Source organism: Kitasatospora sp. NBC_01539, assembly GCF_045040525.1.
GTDB lineage: Bacteria > Actinomycetota > Actinomycetes > Streptomycetales > Streptomycetaceae > Kitasatospora.
In genome coordinates, this window is sequence record NZ_CP109390.1 from 5,652,182 (window position 1) to 5,669,681 (window position 17,500).

Here is a 17,500-nt window from a genome sequence, read left to right on the forward strand (position 1 = left end):
TACCTCGCGAGATGGAAGTAGGTCGAGATTGCGATGAGCACTCGATGAGTACGCGATGAGTACGCCCATGAAGTAGCGACGGTCCGGCGGACGATCACCCCGGACAGTTAGACAGGAGCGAAGTGGCTAAGGTCCGGGTATACGAGCTTGCCAAGGAGCTTGGCTTGGAGAGCAAGGCCGTCATGGCCAAGCTCACCGAGCTCGGTGAGTTCGTGCGGTCGGCGTCCTCGACGATTGAGGCGCCGGTCGTTCGCAAGTTGACTGACGCTTTGGGAGCGACGCCGCCTGCCGGCGGTTCCTCCGCGAAGCCTGGCCCGCGGAAGCCCGCGGCGCCCCAGCCCGCCGGTTCCGGCGCGGCCGCACCCAAGCCGGGTGCCCCCACCCCCGGCCCGCGTCCCACCGTGACGCCGGGCCCCCGTCCCACTACGCAGGCCCCGGCCGCCGCGGCACCCGCCGCTCCGGCCGCCCCCGCGGCACCGCGTTCCGCCGGTGCGCCGACCCCGGGCCCGCGCCCGGCGGCGCGCCCCGCTTCGCCTGCCGCGCCGGTGGCTCCGGCAGCTCCGGTGGCTCCGGCCGCCCCCGCTGCCGAGTTCTCCTCCCCGGCCCCGGCCGGCGAGGCCCGTGAGCCCCGTGAGTCCCGTCCGGCCGCTGCGCGTCCGGCCAACCCCGCGGCCCGTCCGGGCCCGCGTCCGGCCGGCCCGCGTCCGGGCAACAACCCGTTCACGTCCAGCAACACGGGCATGGCCCGTCCCGGCGGCGACCGCCGTCCCGGCGGTCCGGGTGCCGGTGGCGCCCCCCGTCCGGGTGGCGACCGTCCGCGTCCGGCCGGTGCTCCCGGTGCCGGTGGCGCCCCCCGTCCGGGTGGCGACCGTCCGCGTCCGGCCGGTGCTCCCGGTGCCGAGCGCGGTCCGCGTCCCGGTGGCGACCGTCCGCGTCCGGCCGGTGCCCCCGGTGCCGAGCGCGGTCCGCGTCCCGGTGGCGACCGTCCGCGTCCCGACGGGCTGCCCCGTCCGGCGTCCCCGCGTCCGGGTGGGCCGAGCCCGTCCGGCATGCCCCGTCCGAACCCCGGCATGATGCCGCAGCGTCCGGCCGGTCCCGGCCCGCGTCCGGGCCCGCGCCCGGGTGGCGGTCCCGGTGCCCGTCCGGCCGGTCCCGGCGGCGGCGGCGCACGTCCCGGCTTCGCCGGTCGTCCGGCCGGCCCGGGTTCGCGCCCGGCCGGTGGCGGCGGCTTCGGCGGCCCGCGTCCGGGTGGCGGCGGCGGTGGCGGCGGCTTCGGTGGCGGCGGTGGCCGTCCCGGCGGCTTCGGCGGCCGTCCCGGTGGTCCGGGTGCCCGTGGTGGCACGCAGGGCGCCTTCGGCCGTGGCCCCGGTGGCCGTCCGGCCCGTGGTCGCAAGTCGAAGCGGGCGAAGCGCCAGGAGTACGAGGCCATGCAGGCCCCGTCCGTCGGCGGTGTGATGCTGCCCCGTGGCAACGGGCAGACCGTCCGCCTGTCGCGTGGTGCCTCGCTGACGGACTTCGCGGAGAAGATCAACGCCAACCCGGCCGCGCTCGTCTCGGTGATGTTCAACCTCGGCGAGATGGTCACCGCGACCCAGTCGGTCTCCGACGCCACGCTCCAGCTGCTGGCCGACGAGATGGGCTTCGTCCTGGAGATCGTCAGCCGTGACGACGAGGACCGCGAGCTGCTCGAGTCGTTCGACATCGACTTCGGTGCCGACGAGGGCGACGAGGACATGCTGGAGGCGCGCCCGCCGGTCGTCACCGTCATGGGTCACGTCGACCACGGTAAGACCCGCCTGCTCGACGCCATCCGCAAGACCAACGTGGTGGCCGGCGAGGCCGGTGGCATCACCCAGCACATCGGTGCCTACCAGGTGTCGGCACAGGTGAACGGCGAAGAGCGTCCGATCACCTTCCTCGACACCCCCGGTCACGAGGCGTTCTCCGCCATGCGTGCCCGTGGTGCCAAGTCCACCGACATCGCGATCCTCGTGGTCGCGGCCAACGACGGTGTCATGCCGCAGACGATCGAGGCGCTCAACCACGCCAAGGCCGCCAACGTGCCGATCGTGGTCGCGGTCAACAAGATCGATGTCGAGGGTGCCGACCCGACGAAGGTCCGCGGCCAGCTGACCGAGTTCGGTCTGGTGGCCGAGGAGTACGGCGGCGACACCATGTTCGTCGACATCTCCGCGCGCCAGGGCCTGAACATCGACCAGCTGCTGGAGGCCGTGGTCCTGACCGCGGACGCCTCGCTGGACCTGCGGGCCAACCCGGAGCAGGACGCGCAGGGCATCGCCATCGAGGCGCACCTCGACAAGGGCCGCGGCGCCATGGCGACGCTGCTCGTCCAGCGCGGCACGCTCCGCGTCGGCGACTCGATCGTCGTGGGCGACGCCTACGGCCGAGTCCGCGCCATGCTCGACGAGAACGGCAACAGCCTCGCCGAGGCGGGTCCGTCCCGTCCGGTGCTGCTGCTCGGTCTCACCTCGGTGCCCCGCGCCGGCGACAGCTTCATCGTCGTCGACGAGGACCGCACGGCCCGCCAGATCGCCGAGAAGCGTGCCGCCCGCGACCGCAACGCGTCCTTCGCGCAGCGCCGCGTGCGTGTCTCGCTCGAAGGCTTCGAGGCGGCCCTGGCGGCCGGCAGCATCGAGAAGCTCAACCTCATCATCAAGGGTGACGTCTCCGGTTCCGTCGAAGCCCTCGAGGACGCCCTCGTCAAGCTCGACGTGGGCGAGGAGGTCGAGCTCCGGATCCTGCACCGCGGTGTGGGTGCCATCACCGAGTCCGACGTGGACCTGGCGATGGGTTCGGACGCCATCATCATCGGCTTCAACGTGCGCGCCGAGGGGCGTGCCCGTACCGCGGCCGAGCGCGAAGGCGTCGACATCCGGTACTACTCGGTCATCTACCAGGCGATCGAGGAGATCGAGGCGGCCCTCAAGGGCATGCTCAAGCCCGAGTACGAGGAGGTGCGCCTCGGCTCCGCGGAGATCCGCGAGGTGTTCCGTTCCTCCAAGTTCGGCAACATCGCCGGTGTGCTCGTCCGCGAGGGCGTCATCCGACGCAACACCAAGGCCCGCCTGCTGCGCGACGGCAAGGTCGTGGCGGAGAGCCTCAACATCGAGGGTCTGCGCCGCTTCAAGGACGACGCGACCGAGGTCCGCGAGGGCTTCGAGGCCGGTGTGACGCTGGGCTCGTTCAACGACATCAAGATCGACGATGTCATCGAGACCTACGAGATGCGCGAGAAGCCGCGCGCGTAACGGTGTCGGCCCGGGGCCGGTCGGCGGGAGGAAATTCCCGTCGACCGGCCCCGGTCTCGCTGTGTAGGGTCCAGGTGATCCACGGACCCTTCGAGGCCTTACAGGTCGGCGAGACCTGCCACACATGTTCGTAGGAACTCTCACCTTCGACCTCCTCCTCGGCGACGTCCACTCGCTGAAGGAGAAGCGCTCGATCGTGCGGCCCATCGTGGCCGAGCTGCAGCGCAAGTACGGCGTGTGCGCTGCCGAAGTCGGGAACCAGGACCTCCACCGCAGGGCCGAGATCGGCTGTGCGGTGGTGGCCGGTGACGCCGCGTACGTCACCGACGTCCTGGACAGCTGTGAGCGGCTCGTCGCAGGCCGCCCCGAGGTGATGCTGCTCTCCACCAGGAGGCGCCACCACCATGACGACGACGAATGAGGAGCGGCGGCCGCGGAAGTCGCGACCGTCACACCGATCAGGACCGAGAGCGCCCACAAGGCTGGGCGCGGGCAGGTACGTTGGGGCTGGGACCCCACCGGGCGCAGGAACGGCCCGGGTACCGGACCCATCGCACGAGGAGGCACAGTGACCGACACCGCAAGGGCGCGCAAGCTCGCCGACCGCATCCAGGTGGTCGTCGCCGAGACCCTGCAGCGCCGGATCAAGGACCCGCGACTGGGCTACGTGACCATCACGGACGCCCGGGTCACCGGCGATCTGCGCGAGGCCACCGTCTTCTACACCGTCTACGGTGACGAGACCGAGCGGGAGGCCAGCGCCGCGGCGCTGGAGAGCGCCAAGGGCGTCCTCCGCTCCGAGGTCGGCCGGCAGACCGGGGTCCGGTTCACACCGACCCTGACGTTCGTCGCGGACGCGCTGCCGGACAACGCCAAGAACATCGACGACCTGCTGGACAAGGCGCGGCAGTCCGACGCGGCGGTACGCACCGCCGCCGCGGGCGCCGCGTACGCGGGCGACGCGGACCCGTACCGCCAGCCCGGCGAGCGCGACGACGAGGACGAGTAGCCATGACCGGCGAGCCGACGGCGGCCGGTACCGCGGGGGCGGCTTCCACCAGCACGGTGGAGGCTGCCCTCGTGGCGCTTCCGGCCCCGCGCGCGGAGGCGCCCGGCCTGGAGCACGAGTGGCAGCGGGTGGTCGCGGCCGTCCGCCGGGCCGGCACGATCGACCTGATCTGCCACATCAACCCCGACGGCGACGCACTCGGCTCCGCGCTCGCCGCGGGCCTCGCGCTGCGCGCCCTCGGCCACGAGGTGCGGGTCTCCTTCGGGGACGACCCGCAGGTCGTCCCCGAGTCGCTCGCCTTCCTGCCCGGCCAGGAGCTGATCGTGCCCGCCGCCGCCGTCCCCGACGTGCCCGAGCTGGTGCTCTGCTTCGACGTGGCCTCCGAGAGCCGGCTCGGCCTGCTCCACGAGAAGGCCTTCGCCGCGCCGGTGCTGGTCGTCCTCGACCACCACGCCTCCAACCCCGGCTTCGGCACGCACCGGCTGATCGACCCGGGCGCCCCCGCGACCGCCGTGCTCGTCGACGAGCTGCTGCGCCGCCTCGGCGTACCGCTCGACCGGGACCTCGCCACCTGCCTGTACACCGGCGTCGCCACCGACACCGGCTCCTTCAAGTACGCCGCCACCACCCCGGCCACCCACGAGTTCGCCGCCCGGCTGCTGGCCACCGGCATCCGGCACGACCTCATCTCCCGCCGGCTGTGGGACACCTCCTCCTTCGGCTACCTCAAGGTCCTCGCGGGCGCCCTCGGGCGCGCGGTGTACGAGCCCGCCGCCGCCGGCGGCCTGGGCCTCGTCTGGACCTGGGTGCCGTACGAGGAACTCGTGCTGTACGGCGTGACCGTCGAGGAGATCGAGGGCCTGATCGACGTGCTGCGCCGCCCCGCCGAGGCCGAGGTGGCACTCGTGCTCAAGCAGGACCCCGACGGCACCCTGCGCGGCTCCTGCCGCGCGAAGGGCGCCGTCGACGTCGCCGCGGTCTGCGCCGAACTCGGCGGAGGCGGCCACGTCTACGCGGCCGGGTTCGCCGTCCGCGACGGCGTCGAGACCACCGTGGCGCGCTTCCGGGCCGCGCTGCCCTCCTGATCCGTCCATCTGCAGAGAGAACCGATGAAGCGCAAGGGAACCGGCCCCGACGGCCTGGTCGTCGTCGACAAGCCGGAGGGCATCACCTCGCACGGCGTGGTCGCGAAACTCCGGTGGCTCGCCGGCACCCGCAAGGTCGGCCACGCGGGCACCCTGGACCCGATGGCCACCGGCATCCTGGTGATCGGCGTCGAGCGGGCCACCCGCCTGCTCGGCCACCTGATGCTCACCAGCAAGACCTACGAGGCGACGGTCAGGCTCGGCCAGACCACGATCACCGACGACCGGGAGGGCGAGGTCACCGCCTCCGTCCCCGCCGACGCGGTGACGCGCGACGCGGTCGACGCCCAGGTCGCGCTGCTCACCGGCGAGATCATGCAGGTGCCGTCCAAGGTCTCCGCCATCAAGATCGACGGCAAGCGCTCCTACGCCCGCGTCCGCGAGGGCGAGGACTTCGAGCTGGCGGCCCGGCCGACCACGGTGCACTCCTTCACCGTGCACGCGCAGCGCACCGCCGTCGCGGAGGACGGCACCCCGGTGACCGACCTCGACGTGACCGTCGAGTGCTCCTCCGGCACGTACATCCGCGCCCTCGCCCGCGACCTCGGCGCCGCCCTCGGCGTCGGCGGCCACCTCACCGCGCTGCGCCGCACCAGGGTCGGCCCGTACGGGCTGGAGCACGCCCGCACCCTGGAGCAGCTGGAGGAGAAGCTGGAGGTGCTCCCGATCGCGGAGGCCGCGGCGGCCGCCTTCCCGCGCTGGGACGTCGACGCCGACCAGGCGCGGATGATCTCCACCGGCGTGAAGCTGCCGGCGCCCGGCCTCGGCGTGGACGGGCCCATCGCCGTCTTCGACCCGGACGGGCGCTTCCTCGCCCTGGTCGAGGAGCGCGGCGCCAGCGCGAAGCCGGTCGCGGTCTTCGTCGGCTGACGGCCGCCACCCCCGTCCCCTCCGGTCGGCTCGCCCGTTCGGGCGACACCGCTCCCCGGCGGACGTCCCTCCTCCGGGCGACGCCCGCCCTGCCCGCGTTCTCACCCGTACGGGCGAGCGCGCGAGGTGAACCGGCGTGGTGAACGGCGTGTGCGCGGTGGCCGACCCCTCACCCCGGGCACCCTCCCGGCGGCAGGTACGCGGCCGGACCCCCTCCCCCCGGCCCGCGGGAGGGGGCACCACCCATGGCGGGCAGGCACCAGTACGGCGGCACGGCGCACGGCGCGGGCGCTCCGCCCGGACCGCCCGGCTGGGCACCCGTCGCCGTCACCGACGCGCACGGGTACCCCACCGGCCTCGCCCTGCCCCTCGACCGGCACGGCACCCTGGCAGCCCCGCTGGAGGCCCTGACGGGCCCCGGCGGGCGCGTCCTGCACCTGCCCGGCGGCCGCACCGCCGTCCTCGCCCCCGGCGGCGTCCACGCCCTCGGCACGTCCGGCCTCGCCCTGCTGCACACCGCACCACCCGACCGGCCCGACGGGCCCGAGCAGCCCGAGCAGTCCGAGCGGCCCGGCCGCACCGACGGCCCGCACCCGGCGGTCGCCGCCCTCCGCGAGGACGCGGCCCTGGCCGTCCTGCACCGGCCCGCCCCGGACGCCGCCCCGGTCCTCCTGCCCTGCACCCCCGCCGGTCGGCTCCACGCCCCGGCCGCCGTACTGCTGCGGCTCCCCGCCACCGCCGTACCGCCCGCCGCCGGGGCACCCGTCGTCGACACCGCCACCGGCGCCGTCGTCGCCCTCCTCGCACCCGGCCTCACCGGCGCCCGCGCCGACACCGCCGCCGCCCTGCCGCTCGCCCACGTCCTGCCCGCCGACCTGCTGCTGCGCAACGCCGAGAGCGCCCCCGCCTTCGGCGCGGCCCTCAACCTCGGCGGGATCCTCGCGCTCGCCGCCACCGCCCTCGCCTCCGCCACCGCCGGGCCCTGCCCGGTCGCGGCACTCGCCGCCGACCGGGTCGAACGCCCCGACGGCCTCACCGGCGAGGAGCCCACCGCCACGGTCACCGTGCTGCAGGGCACCGCGGGCAGCGGACGCAGCACCGAACTCGCCGCCCTCGCCGCCCGCCGGTCCGCCCGGCCGCATCCCCTGCCGACGCTCTGGCTGCGCGGCGCCGACCTCGCGCCCGCGGACGGCTCCCTCGCCGAAGCCCTCCACCGCGCCCTCGCCGGCGCCGCCCGCACCCTCGGCGTCCCCGCCCCCGCCGCGGACGACACGGCCCGGCTCTGCGCCGCCGCCGACCGCCCCCTGCTGGTGCTGCTCGACGCCCCCGAGGAGGCGCCCGCACCGCCGACCGCCGCCTGGCACACCGCCACCCGGCACTGGCTCGCCGCCCACGGCGCACGGCTGCTGCTGGCGTGCCGCCCGGAGAGCCGCCCGGGCGGCCCCGGCCCCGTCCTCCACCTCGGCCCGCTGCCGCCCGACACCGCCCGGCAGGTCGCCCACCGGTGCGGTGCCGACCCCGCTCTGCTCCCGCCCGCCGACGCCGGCCACCCGCAGGCCCTGCGCACGGCCGGCGAGCTCCGCACGGCCGGGCTCACCGCCGCCCCCGCCGACCGCGACGCCCTCTACGCGGCCCACCTCGACCTCCAGTGCCTGCGCATCGCCCGCCGGACCACCGCCACCGACGACGACCGCCCCCGCGGCGCCCACCGCCGCGGCGCGCCCCCACCGCGCGGCGAGGACGCGAGCCGGCTGCGGCGCACCGCCGCCCGCGTCGCCGGACGCGTCCACGAGGCCGCCCGGCTGCTCCTCGCCACCGGCCACGCGGCGCTCACCGCCGAACAGTTCGACGGGCTGTTCCCCGCAGCCGGCGGCTGGCGGCGGGCCGTGCTCGCCGAAGGCCTGTTCACCCGCGCGGGCGACGGCTACCGGCTCGCCCGCGAGGACCACGCCGACCGGCTGCAGGGCCGGCACCTCGACGTGGACCGCGCGCTCGACCTGCTGCTCCCGCCCCCGGACGCCACCCCCGGCCCGGCCGCCGCGGACCGGCCCGGGGCGGCCTCCGCCGCCTGCCCCGCCGTGCCGCGGCACCGCCTCGCGACCGTGGCCGCCGCCCTGCGCCCGCCCGACCCCGCGGACGGCGGCGCCGCCCTCGCCGCCCGCCTCGACCGGCTCCGCCGCACCCTCGACACCGCCCCACCCGACGGCGCCGCCGCATGGTGGTCGGCGGCCCTCCTCACCGCCGTCCTGCCGGGCCTCCCCGACCCCGCCGTGCACCGCCCACTGCTCGACCACCTCACCCGGCACCCCGCCTTCGGGCCCGACTGGTGGGCCGCCCTGCCGCTCGCCCCGACCGACCGGTTCGCCCTGCTGCGCCGCCTCGTGCGCACCGACCCGCCCGGCCGCCCGTACCGGGCGGCCGCGGCGGCCCTGCTCACCGCCGACCCCCGCACCGCGATGCCGCTGCTCTGCGCGTGGTTCGCCGACGCCGGGCCGCTCGGCGACGGCACCGGCGCCACTGTCGCCGACCTCGCCCGCGACCTCCTGCACACCCACCGCCTGCTCGCCCTCGACGAGTTGACGGACACCCTGGTCGCCGCCGCCCATCCGCGGGCCGACGCGCTGCTCGCCGAACTCGCCGCCGACGAGCCGTCCGCGCTCTGCCGGGCCGCCGACCGCTGGAGCCACGACCCCCGGCCCGAACGCCACGTCGCCGCCGCCGTGCACGCGGTACGGGCCGCCCCGCACGCCGGCCCGGCCGGCCGCCGGCTGCTCCGCCACACCGCCCTCACCCTGCTCGCCCGCACCGAGGAGCCCGCCCTGCACGGCGCCGCGCTCGCCGTGCTCGTCCGGGACCCGGAGAGCCGGGCCGAGCACCTCCCACGCGCCCTGGCCGCGTACGCCGCCGACGACCCCTTCGTCGGCGCCGACGCCCTGGCGCCCGCCCTCGCCGACCACCCCGCGGCCGTGGTCGGCGCCGTACGGCGCAGGCTTGCGGGCCCCGGAGCGCCCGTCGCGGACGCGCTGCGCCTGCTCGCCGGTGCCCGCGATCCGCGGGTCGCCCGCCAGGGCGTCCTCGTCGCCGCCGACCAGCTGCGCGAACACCCCGAACGGGCCGGGCAGTTGGCGGCACACCTCGACGCGCTGCTGGCCGCCGGGCACGACGCGGGACCGCTCGTCGCCGCGGTCGTCACCGCGCAGGCCCCCGTCCGCAAGGTCTTCGCCCCGGTGCTCGCCACCGCCGACGACCCCGGCCGCGACCGGCTGCTGGACACCCTGCTCGCCGCCGAACGCGACCCCGGCGTGCTCGCCGCCGTGCTCGACCGGATCGCCGACACCTGCGCCGCCGCCCGCCCCGAACGCACCCGCGAGGTCGTCCGCCGGATCGCCGCCCGCTGGCCCGGCGCGGACACCGCACTGACCCGCACGGCCGACCGCGTCGCCGCCTTCTCCCGGCTGCTCGCCGAGTGGCCCGACACCGCCGCGCCGCTCCCCAACGGCCCGTACACCGCCCGCCGGCGGCCCCGCACGGCCTCCGGACGCGACCCGCAGCACCCCGTGGCCGGCCCCGGACCGGCCACGGACCGCGCCGAGGCCATTCCGGTGCCGGAGCAGGGACGGGCGCATGGCACGCTATAGGGGTTCGGGTTGAGTGTTCGAGTGCTCCTGCGGGGGCGCGGCAGAGGGACAAGGAGCGGTCAGGTGCAGCGCTGGCGTGGCCTGGAGGAGATCCCCGGGGACTGGGGGCGCAGCGTCGTCACCATCGGATCGTTCGACGGTGTGCACCGCGGCCACCAGCTCATCATCAGCCGGGTGGTCGAGCGCGCCCGCGAAGTCGGCGCCAAGTCCGTGGTGGTCACCTTCGACCCCCACCCGAGCGAGGTCGTGCGGCCCGGCAGCCATCCGCCGCTGCTCGCCCCGCAGCCCCGGCGGGCCGAACTGATCGAGGCCCTCGGCGTCGACGCGGTGCTGGTGCTGCCGTTCACCCTGGAGTTCTCCCAGGAGTCGCCGGAGTTCTTCGTGCAGCAGGTGCTCGTCGACGCGCTGCGCGCCAAGCGCGTCGTCGAGGGGCCGAACTTCCGCTTCGGACACCGCGCCGCGGGCAACGTCGCGCTGCTCGCCGAGCTCGGGGCCGCCGACGACTTCGACGTCGAGGTGCTCGACCTCCAGGTGACCGGCTCCGCGGGAGACGGCGAGGCGTTCTCCTCCAGCCTGTGCCGCCGGCTCGTCGCCGCCGGCGACCTCGGGGGGGTCGCCGAGGTGCTCGGCCGCCCGCACCGGGTCGAGGGCATCGTGGTGCGCGGCGCCCAGCGCGGCCGCGAGCTCGGATTCCCCACCGCCAACGTCGAGACGGTGCCGCACAGCGCGATCCCCGCCGACGGCGTGTACGCGGGCTGGCTCACCGCGGACGGCGAGCGCATGCCCGCCGCGATCTCGGTCGGCACCAACCCCACCTTCGACGGCACCGCGCGCACCGTCGAGGCGTACGCCATCGACCGGGTCGGCCTCGACCTGTACGGGATGCACGTGGCGGTCGACTTCCTCGCCTACCTGCGCGGCATGGAGAAGTTCGACTCCATCGACGCGCTCCTGGAGCGGATGGCCGACGACGTGAAGCAGGCCCGCGAGCTCACCGACCCCGCCGGCTGACCGGCCGCACGCACGCCGCAGGCCCCCGACGTCCGGCGTCGGGGGCCTGCGGCGTTCCGGTCAGTGCTGCGGCGGCGGGTAGCCGTACCCGGGCGGCGGGGGCTGGTGCCCCTCCTGCGGCGGGTAGCCGTAGCCCTGCTGACCGCCCTGCTGCCACTCCTGCGGCAGCTGCTGCCCGCCCGGCTGGGCCTGCGGCGGCGGCTGCTGGCCGTAGCCGGGCGGCGGGGCCTGGCCCGGCTGCGCCCACGGCGTGCCCGGTGCGGGCTGCCCCGTGTAGCCGCCCTGCTGCGGGTAGCCCTGCTGCGGCGGGTACGGCTGCTGCTGCTGCGGCATCGGCTGGTAGCCCTGCTGCTGCGCCCACGCGGCCTGCTGGGCGTGCTGGGCGCGGGCGATGTCCTCGCCGACCAGGGTGGCCAGCTCGAAGTAGGCGTCCCGCACCTTGGGCCGCATCATCACGAGGTTGACCTCGGCGCCGGCCGCCAGGCTCTCGTCGAACGGCACCACGACGACACCGCGGCAGCGGGTCTGGAAGTGCGCGACGATGTCCTCCACCTTGATCATCTTGCTGGTCTCGCGCACCCCGGACACCACCGTGATGCTGCGCTGCACCAGGTCGGCGTAGCCGTGCGCGGAGAGCCAGTCCAGCGTGGTGGAGGCGCTGGAGGCGCCGTCCACGCTCGGCGTGGAGACGACGATGAGCTGGTCGGCGAGGTCGAGCACACCGCGCATCGCGCTGTAGAGCAGACCGGTGCCGGAGTCCGTCAGGATGATCGGGTAGTGCTGGCCCAGCACCTGGATGACCTGGCGGTAGTCGGAGTCGTCGAAGGTCGTCGAGACCGCCGGGTCGACGTCGTTCGCCAGGATCTCCAGACCCGAGTTGAGGTCCTGCGAGGTGAACTGGCGGATGTCCATGTAGCTGCGCAGGTGCGGGATGGCGGTCACCAGGTCGCGGATGGTCGCACCGGTCTGGCGCTTCACCCGGCGGCCGAGCGTGCCGGCGTCCGGGTTGGCGTCGATCGCGATGACCTTGTCCTGGCGCTCGCTGGCGAGCGTCGCACCGAGGGCCGTCGTCGTCGTGGTCTTGCCGACACCGCCCTTGAGGCTGATCACCGCGATCCGGTAGCAGCTCATCACCGGCGTGCGGATGATCTCCAGCCGGCGCGCCCGGTCGGCCTGCGCCTGCTTGCCGCCGAACTGGAACCGCGGCTGCTGCCGCTGCACCTTCGGCTGGCCCTTCAGGAGCCGGTCCGAGGAGAGCTCCACCGCCGCGGTGTAGCCGAGCGCGGCGCCGTGCGCCGTCGACTGCTGCGGGCCGGGCTGCTGGAACGCCACCGGAGCCTGCGGAACCCCGCCCTGCTGCGGGTAGCCCTGCTGGTACGGCTGAGGCTGGGGCTGCTGCGGCTGCTGCGGCCAGCCGCCGGTCCGCGGGTCGACCGGCGGGCCGGGCGGGCCGGGCTGCACCGGCCCGGGCCCGGTGTTCGGGTAGGGCTGGGGCGGCCACGGACCGGGTTGCGGCTGCGGCTGCTGCTGGTACTGCTGGTACGGCGGCACCGGGCCCGGCGGCGGTGCGGGCGGGCCGGGCTGCTGCACGGGCGCGGGCTGCACGGGAGCCGGCTGGACCGGAGCGGCCTGCTGCACGGGAGCCGGCGCGGGCTGCACCGCCTGCTCCTGGGCGGGCGGCCAGGGCTGCGGCGCCGACTGCTCCTGCACCGGGGCGGGCTGTACGGCCTGCACCTCGACCGCGGGCGCGGGCTGCTCCGCCACCGGGACGGGCGCGGGCGCGGGAACCGGCGCCGGCTGCTCGACGGCGGGGGGCTGCTCGTGCACGGCGGGGGCCGGCGCGGCGACGACCGGCGCGGGAGCGGGCGCCGGGGCCGGGACGGGCGCGGGAGCCGGGACGGGCGCGGGAGCCGGGACGTGGCTCTGCACCGGCGCGGGAGCGGGCGCCGGTACAGGAGCAGGCCCGGGAGCCGGGGTCGGCGGAGGTGCCGTCGAGTTCTGCGGCACGGCGGGCGGCGGCACCGGCGCCGGAGCGGCCTGCTCGGGTGCACCCGCGCTCTGCGTGTACCAGGACGGGGGAGCGTAGTCGGGCTCGTCGGACCAGTCGTCGTCGTCCTCCGCCGCGTTGTCGCCGACGTAGACGCCGTCCCGATCGCTGCTCACTGGGGCTCCCTCGTTTTCGTCGCCGCTGTTCGCGGTGGGTCGGGCACCAAGACTAGGACGTGATCCGCGGTCACCTGTAGGCGGTACCGGATGCGGTACCGCTGCGGGCACGGCGGTGCACCGCCCGCGGAACCACCCGAAGGGTGAACGCCGGGGCGTCCGCCCTCTCTTCCCCGTCCCCTGCGCGGGCGGCCCGAAACGGGCGGTCACGGACACGGGCCCGCGGCGGCAGCTGCCGGCCGCGGACCCGTCGGCCTCGGGGTGGTGCTCAGTCCATGCGGCGGGGGCCGCCCAGCACCTGGGCCTCGGCCTCGCCGGGGTTGGTCATCACGTACTGGCGCTGCATGCGGGTCGCCCACAGGGTGATGTTCTCGCCGAGCGTGGGCAGCGCCGCGACCTCGTGGTCGCCGAGCGACAGGATGCGGGCGACGATCTCCGTCTCCTGGGGGGAGATCCGCTGCACGCCGACCAGGTCGGCGGCGTTGAGCACCCGGCCGGCGTTGGGGCCGAGGTACGGCAGCAGGGTCAGCGTGGTCTGCCACGGGGCGGCGGAGAGCCGGCTGCGCGGCGGACGTGCGCCGAGGTCGCGGACGACCAGCACCGGCGAGGCGACCGAGGCGCCCTGCGGTCCGAGCCGGCCGGCCTGGTGCACGGTCACGCACGGCTGGCCGCCGCCGGCGGCCTGCGCCATCGGCGCCCACGCCTGGGGCCGGCCGGTCTCGACGGCCACCCGGGCGCCGGTCGCGGCCGCGCGCAGGGCGATGACCTGGGCCGTCCACATGCCGCCGATCAGCACCACGTCGTACGGGCTCGGCCGGAAGAGGCCGATCACGGCGGGCTGCTGTTGCGGGTCGACGCCGATGACCACGCCGTCGTCACCGACGGGGAAGGACAGTGCGCCGAGGTCCTCCGCGGTGAGCACGTGCTTCTCGCGGCGCGGGCCGCGCAGGCCGAAGCCGGGCCGTACACGGGCCGGGCGGGCCGGTTCGGCGGCGGGCTGCGGGGCCTGGGTGGGGTAGGACTGATAGGCCATCAGGAAGTCCCTCCCAGGGGCAGCGTGGCGAGCAGGCCGGGTGCCTGCTCCTGGTCGAGCCGGGTCAGACCGATCCCGGCGTGGTGTGCGCGCGACTCCACGAGCCGTCCGACCTGGGCGAGCTCGCTCTCGCTGCGGCCGGTGACCCGCACGTGGCCGCTGACGGCGACCGAGCCGCCGGTGCCGCGGCTCGCGGTCAGGCTGAAGGTGCTGGCCAGCGCGGGCGTGCCGGTGACCAGGTTGACGAGGTCGGGCGCGGAGATCCGGCCCGCTGCCCCGCCCGGCCGGCTGAGCTGCGGCCACTTGGAGATCCAGAACGTGCTGTGCCAGCGGTCGTCGATCCGCCAGAACTTGCTGCTCTCCTGGGTACGGCGGGCAGCGGCCGCGCCGCCGCCTCCGCTGCCCTGGCGGCCGGCCACGGCCACAGGGTTGGCGCAGATCGAGATCGCCAGGGCGGCGATCAGCTCGCGCTCGTCGAGCACGGTGGCGGTGAACCCGGCGGCGTTCAGCCGGCCGGCGAGCTGGTCGGTGACGCGCTGCAGGGTCTTGCGGGCGCCCTCCTCGCCGCCGCCGCGGGCGAGCACCGCCGTGGTCGCGGTCTCCGGGTTCAGCTTGAGCGCCACCCAGGTCAGCCGGAGCGCCGGGGTGGCGGGGCCGTCCTGGAGCTGGTGGTAGGCGCGGGCCGCGAGCGACTGGTCCGGCAGGTGCGGCGCCGGGGCGGGCTGGGTGTGCTGCACGAGCTGCACGGACTCCAGCCCGATGTCGTCGACCTGGAGTGCGGAGCAGATCACGTCGAGCGGCAGCGGCAGGGCGGTGCGGACGGGCCGCAGCGGGAGGTCCTTGGCCTGCACGAGCAGCACCGAGGTGAAGAAGGTGCCGTCGCCGACCATGCCGGTCTCGCGGCGGATCGGCCGGCCGTCGCCGAGGTCGGTCTCGGTGACGTGGGTGCACGTGCGCAGTGCGGGCTCGACCTCCAGCGCGGGTGCCAGGGCGGGGTCGGTGCCGGGCGGGGGCACGTTGTACTGGGCCTCGCGGCGCCGGGCCTTCATCGCCGAGCGCACCCGCATGGCCCCCGGCAGGGTGTGGCCGCGCATCGGCACGAGGCCGACGATCACCAGGAGGGCGGCGGGTACGGCGAACGCTCCGGCCACGGCCGGGCCGATCGTCCAGCCGACCGCGACGAGTGCCGCGGCGACCTCCAGCAGCACCAGCTGCTGCAGCCGCAGGCGCTTGCCGAGCAGGCCGGGCCGGGGGTGCACCTTCACGGACACCGGCGAGGCGGGTGCGGGACGGCCGCGGCGTCCGTCCGGGTCGGGGCGCCGTCCGCCGGCCCTGCGGCCGTGCGGAGCGCTGCGTCGGGCTGGAGCGGTCTGGCTTGGCATCCCCCGATGGACCTCTCTGCTGTGATGTCACGGCCCGGTTGGCCGGTCGGCGTACCGTACCCGTTACCGTACTCACCGTCTGCTGCCGCATCGTAGAGGGTTGAGTGCGTCCGGTGCCCTCGGGGGTGCCCCGGCCCGGGGCCGGGGGAGGCTGGCAGACTCGCGCACGGCGAACGTGCGCTGACGGTCGGACAGGCGCGGTCACACAGGGGAGACGGGGACGAGCATGGCATCACGCAGGGACGAGCTGAACGCGTACAACTTCGCCCGCAAGCGGACGGTCGGTGCGTTCCTCCAGCCCGGCGGCGGTGGCAACGACGAGGACGCGCCGCGTCCGGTGCGCGCGGTGCTGCCGAGCTTCGTGGTGGCGGCCGTGGTGGTCGCGGGCTTCGGCATGTGGGGCGTCATCAAGCCCAGCGCGCCGCTCAACTGGGACGACGGCAAGAACATCATCCAGGGCAAGGACTCCACCACCCGCTACGTCGTGCTGGAGGACCCGGAGACCCACGAGAAGGTGCTGCACCAGGTCCTGAACATGTCCTCGGCCCGGCTGCTGCTGCCCGCGGGCTCCAAGGTGGTGCCGGTCGCCGACAAGGTGCTCGACAACTACAAGAACCACGGCGCGACGATCGGCATCCCGTACGCGCCGGACAAGCTGCCGTCCGCCGCCGACGCGGGCGAGACGAAGAGGTGGTCGGTCTGCGACCGCCCGGGCGCCGAGGGCACCCAGGCCGGCATCAACCAGGCCGTCTTCATCGCCGCGGGCGACGAGGCTAAGGAGCTGGAGCGCAAGGACCTGGTGCTGCAGGAGGGCCAGGGCCTCTACGTGCAGGCGCCGCCGGTGAGCAAGGGCGACGTCGGCAGCAAGTTCCTGGTCGACATGAACGGCGTGAAGCATGCCGTCGGTCAGACCGACATGAAGGGCATCGAACGGTCCGCGCTGGAGTCGGGGCTGTTCGGCGACAAGGTGCAGCCGCAGCAGGTCACCAAGGACTGGCTGGACACGCTGGAGGCCGGCGAGGTCATCGTCTTCCCGGAGATCAAGGACCTCGGCAGCGCGAAGGTCAGGTCGAACGTCGCCCTGACCGACAAGAAGCAGGCGTACGTGGGCCGGCTGATGTTCTTCCAGAACACCTACTACGTGGTGGGCAAGGACGTGCTGTACGCGGTGACGCCGTTCCAGGCCGAGGTGATCCGCAACGACCCCAGGCTGAAGGTGCCGTACGACGGTGCCACGCCGAAGGCCGCCGAGCTGTCGCCCGCCGAGAACGCGGAGCTGGCCGGCAAGGTCGACACGACCATGCTCGACAAGGGCGACCTGCCCGACGCCAAGCCCGCGCTGCCGCTCAACACCGGCCCCAAGGGCACCCGTTCGGTGATCTGCAGCACCTTCGAGGGGTATGTCGAGGGCGCGGTGAAGCGCACCGTGTGGGCGCACACCGAATACCCGGCGAAGGTGTCGCTGGGGTCGGCCTCGGCCCATGTGACGCCCGGGCACGGCCTGTTGTACCGCGCCGTGGACGGCCAGACCGCCCCCGGCGAGCAGGACACCTCCGGCACGACGTTCCTCATCACCGAGACCGGGCTGCGCTACTCGCTGCAGGCCAACGGGGACGGCGGCACCGGCGCCTCCCCGGCGCCCACGGCGGGTCAGCAGCAGGCGGCTGCGGAGGACGCCGGTGCGCAGGCCCGTCTCGGCTACAAGTCGGTGACGCCGGGCAGGGTTCCGCTGGCGTGGTCGGTGCTCGTGCCGGCCGGCGGGGCGCTGAGCACGAAGGCCGCGGAGACCGCGCAGACCGCGTGACGATCAGTCAGAACGCGCTCTTCGCCGCACTGTCATGGTCTGGTAACTGTACGACGCCCGGTGTTGGGCGACTTGCGGGTGGCGGCTACAGTGCTGGGGGACACCGCATCGCGGCGTTCCCGGGTAGGCCGTGTCAGGACTATCCGAACACAAATGTCTGTCTCATGGGGGATGGT

General features: G+C 75.3%; 11 protein-coding genes. 8 read left to right on the forward strand and 3 right to left on the reverse strand.

Features of this window, described 5'->3' with window-relative positions; translation table 11 throughout:
* The first annotated feature begins 122 nt into the window (after positions 1-122).
* The 7 genes from infB (at position 123) to OG335_RS24535 (ending at position 10,942) form a co-directional block, all read left to right on the forward strand.
* Positions 123-3,269: a translation initiation factor IF-2 gene (infB, locus tag OG335_RS24505; protein ID WP_405013261.1), complete on the forward strand. Its 3,147-nt coding sequence runs from the start codon at positions 123-125 to the stop codon at positions 3,267-3,269.
* 124 nt (positions 3,270-3,393) lie between these two features.
* A complete protein-coding gene (locus tag OG335_RS24510) occupies positions 3,394-3,690 on the forward strand; it encodes a DUF503 domain-containing protein (protein WP_405013262.1) in 297 nt (98 codons plus the stop codon).
* Positions 3,691-3,837: 147 nt separating this feature from the next.
* Complete coding sequence (rbfA, locus tag OG335_RS24515) at positions 3,838-4,278, forward strand: 30S ribosome-binding factor RbfA (RefSeq protein ID WP_405013263.1); 441 nt, start codon at positions 3,838-3,840, stop codon at positions 4,276-4,278.
* A gap of 2 nt (positions 4,279-4,280) precedes the next feature.
* Entirely contained in the window at positions 4,281-5,363 is a 1,083-nt protein-coding gene (locus tag OG335_RS24520; RefSeq protein WP_405013264.1) for a bifunctional oligoribonuclease/PAP phosphatase NrnA, read from the forward strand.
* 24 nt (positions 5,364-5,387) lie between these two features.
* Positions 5,388-6,293 (forward strand): tRNA pseudouridine(55) synthase TruB, encoded by a 906-nt coding sequence (truB, locus tag OG335_RS24525; RefSeq protein ID WP_405013265.1) that lies wholly within the window; start codon positions 5,388-5,390, stop codon positions 6,291-6,293.
* 245 nt (positions 6,294-6,538) lie between these two features.
* Positions 6,539-9,931 carry a serine protease gene (locus OG335_RS24530; protein WP_405013266.1) on the forward strand — a complete coding sequence of 1,131 codons (3,393 nt, stop codon included), beginning with the start codon at positions 6,539-6,541 and terminating at the stop codon, positions 9,929-9,931.
* A gap of 63 nt (positions 9,932-9,994) precedes the next feature.
* Positions 9,995-10,942 (forward strand): bifunctional riboflavin kinase/FAD synthetase, encoded by a 948-nt coding sequence (locus OG335_RS24535; RefSeq protein ID WP_405013267.1) that lies wholly within the window; start codon positions 9,995-9,997, stop codon positions 10,940-10,942.
* Between the two features lie 60 nt (positions 10,943-11,002).
* On the opposite strand, the gene OG335_RS24540 is transcribed toward OG335_RS24535, so the two are convergent.
* The 3 genes from OG335_RS24540 to eccE all read right to left on the reverse strand — a co-directional run bounded on the left by OG335_RS24540 (position 11,003) and on the right by eccE (position 15,409).
* On the reverse strand, positions 11,003-13,105 hold the full coding sequence (locus tag OG335_RS24540) for an AAA family ATPase (RefSeq protein WP_405013268.1): 2,103 nt from the start codon (positions 13,103-13,105) through the stop codon (positions 11,003-11,005).
* Between the two features lie 268 nt (positions 13,106-13,373).
* On the reverse strand, positions 13,374-14,138 hold the full coding sequence (locus OG335_RS24545) for a hypothetical protein (protein WP_405013269.1): 765 nt from the start codon (positions 14,136-14,138) through the stop codon (positions 13,374-13,376).
* Positions 14,138-15,409: a type VII secretion protein EccE gene (gene eccE / locus OG335_RS24550; RefSeq protein ID WP_405013270.1), complete on the reverse strand. Its 1,272-nt coding sequence runs from the start codon at positions 15,407-15,409 to the stop codon at positions 14,138-14,140. The genes OG335_RS24545 and eccE overlap by 1 nt, the downstream gene beginning before the upstream one ends.
* Before the next feature lie 337 nt (positions 15,410-15,746).
* Here eccE and OG335_RS24555 point away from each other — a divergent pair, with 337 nt between their 5' ends.
* Positions 15,747-17,324 carry a type VII secretion protein EccB gene (locus tag OG335_RS24555; protein WP_405013271.1) on the forward strand — a complete coding sequence of 526 codons (1,578 nt, stop codon included), beginning with the start codon at positions 15,747-15,749 and terminating at the stop codon, positions 17,322-17,324.
* The last annotated feature ends 176 nt before the right edge of the window (positions 17,325-17,500 follow it).

Excerpts from the sequence above, each read along its gene's own strand:
- OG335_RS24510 (WP_405013262.1), top strand. The coding sequence starts at position 3,394 with ATGTTCGTAGGAACTCTCACCTTCGACCTCCTCCTCGGCGACGTCCAC.
- OG335_RS24520 (WP_405013264.1), top strand. The coding sequence starts at position 4,281 with ATGACCGGCGAGCCGACGGCGGCCGGTACCGCGGGGGCGGCTTCCACC.
- truB (WP_405013265.1), top strand. The coding sequence starts at position 5,388 with ATGAAGCGCAAGGGAACCGGCCCCGACGGCCTGGTCGTCGTCGACAAG.
- OG335_RS24530 (WP_405013266.1), top strand. The coding sequence starts at position 6,539 with ATGGCGGGCAGGCACCAGTACGGCGGCACGGCGCACGGCGCGGGCGCT.
- OG335_RS24545 (WP_405013269.1), bottom strand. The coding sequence starts at position 14,138 with ATGGCCTATCAGTCCTACCCCACCCAGGCCCCGCAGCCCGCCGCCGAA.
- OG335_RS24555 (WP_405013271.1), top strand. The coding sequence starts at position 15,747 with ATGGCATCACGCAGGGACGAGCTGAACGCGTACAACTTCGCCCGCAAG.